This window comes from Kaistella soli (assembly GCF_019038595.1).
Lineage (GTDB): Bacteria > Bacteroidota > Bacteroidia > Flavobacteriales > Weeksellaceae > Kaistella > Kaistella soli.
The window spans coordinates 1-1,340 of record NZ_JAHOPF010000018.1 but is presented as its reverse complement, the minus strand read 5'-3'; the positions used below and the strand labels follow the sequence as shown (position 1 = coordinate 1,340).

The window sequence follows — 1,340 nt, the reverse complement described above, 5'->3', positions numbered from 1 at the left end:
TATAGTTCCCCCGGAAAATCGGACAGTAAGTTTAGTTGAAAAAAAACAATTAAATTTACAATATGTCACAGCGAAGAAAATTCAATTCAGGATTCAAATTTAAAGTAGTAGTTGAAGCATTAAGCGAACGCTACACGATGCAGGAACTTGCCCGAAGGCATGACCTGCACCCCAATCAGATTTCTTCATGGAAGAAAGAATTCCTGCAGAAAGGTGCCGATGTTTTTGGCAAGGAAACTCCTGCGGAAGAGAAAAAAGAGGATGTCGACAAGCTTTATAAGGTTATCGGTCAGCAGAAAATGGAAATCGATTTTTTAAAAAAAGCCTTGTCATGAAACAGTCCCGCAGAGCCCGTAAAGCTCATGTTGACAAGGCAAATGCACTCAGCGTTAAAAAGCAGTGTGAAGTATTGCAGATTTCCCGCAGCTCCCATTATTACAGGAAAGTTCCGCAGAGCAGTCTGAATCTGGAACTGATGCGCCTGATTGATGAGGAATTTCTGAACCGTCCATGGAAAGGCGTTCCCAGAATGACCAACTGGCTACAGCAGGATATGGGGTATACTATTAACAAAAAGCGAGTGGAAAGGCTTTACCGGCTAATGGGTTTGAGTGCTTCTGCACCGGGACCCGCCACCTCCAAAAAAGGAAAAGGCAAGAAACACAAGATCTTCCCGTATCTTTTGAGAAATTTAAAAATTACAGCTCCCAATCAGGTTTGGGCAATGGATATTACTTACATACCTGTGCAGGGCGGCTATCTTTATCTTTGTGCGGTAATAGATCTGTACAGCAGGTTTGTGGTAGGTTGGAGCCTGAGCAACACGATGACTTCCGAATGGTGCCGCGATACCGTGGAGACGGCCATTGAAAAATACGGAAGACCGGAAATCTTCAATACCGATCAGGGCAGTCAGTTTACGGCAGATCTCTTCACCGAATTTATCACCAAGCAGGGAATAGCCTTAAGCATGGATGGCAAAGGACGCGCTCTGGATAATATTTTCATTGAAAGGTTCTGGCGAAGTGTGAAATATGAGAATGTATATCTCTATGCTTATCAGGATGGCAGAGCGTGTTTTGAGGGTCTTAAAAAATACATATCATACTACAATAAAGAGAGAAGGCATCAAAGTCTTGGATATGAAGTACCCGCAGCAATTTATAACCTTTCAAAAAAGATAGCAGCTTAATGAATATTCACACAGTTTTTCACATTCCCACACTACACGGAAAAATCTTTGAAGGGATTTTCCCTATGTGGAAATTTGCAAAACTGTTACCCTCAAAACAAACAAAATCAAACTTAACTTTTACAATTTACTGTCCAAACTTTGGGGG

2 protein-coding genes are annotated in these 1,340 nt (G+C 41.8%); both read left to right on the top strand.

Annotation, left to right across the window (positions count from 1 at the left end; translation table 11 throughout):
• Nucleotides 1-62 precede the first annotated feature (62 nt).
• A complete protein-coding gene (locus tag KSK37_RS13970; protein WP_143851850.1) occupies nt 63-335 on the top strand; it encodes a transposase in 273 nt (90 codons plus the stop codon).
• Nucleotides 332-1,192 carry an IS3 family transposase gene (locus KSK37_RS13965; RefSeq protein ID WP_143851849.1) on the top strand — a complete coding sequence of 287 codons (861 nt, stop codon included), beginning with the start codon at nt 332-334 and terminating at the stop codon, nt 1,190-1,192. The genes KSK37_RS13970 and KSK37_RS13965 overlap by 4 nt, the downstream gene beginning before the upstream one ends.
• Nucleotides 1,193-1,340 lie beyond the last annotated feature (148 nt).

Coding starts and splice junctions, on each gene's coding strand:
- KSK37_RS13965 (WP_143851849.1), top strand. CDS start 332: ATGAAACAGTCCCGCAGAGCCCGTAAAGCTCATGTTGACAAGGCAAAT.
- KSK37_RS13970 (WP_143851850.1), top strand. CDS start 63: ATGTCACAGCGAAGAAAATTCAATTCAGGATTCAAATTTAAAGTAGTA.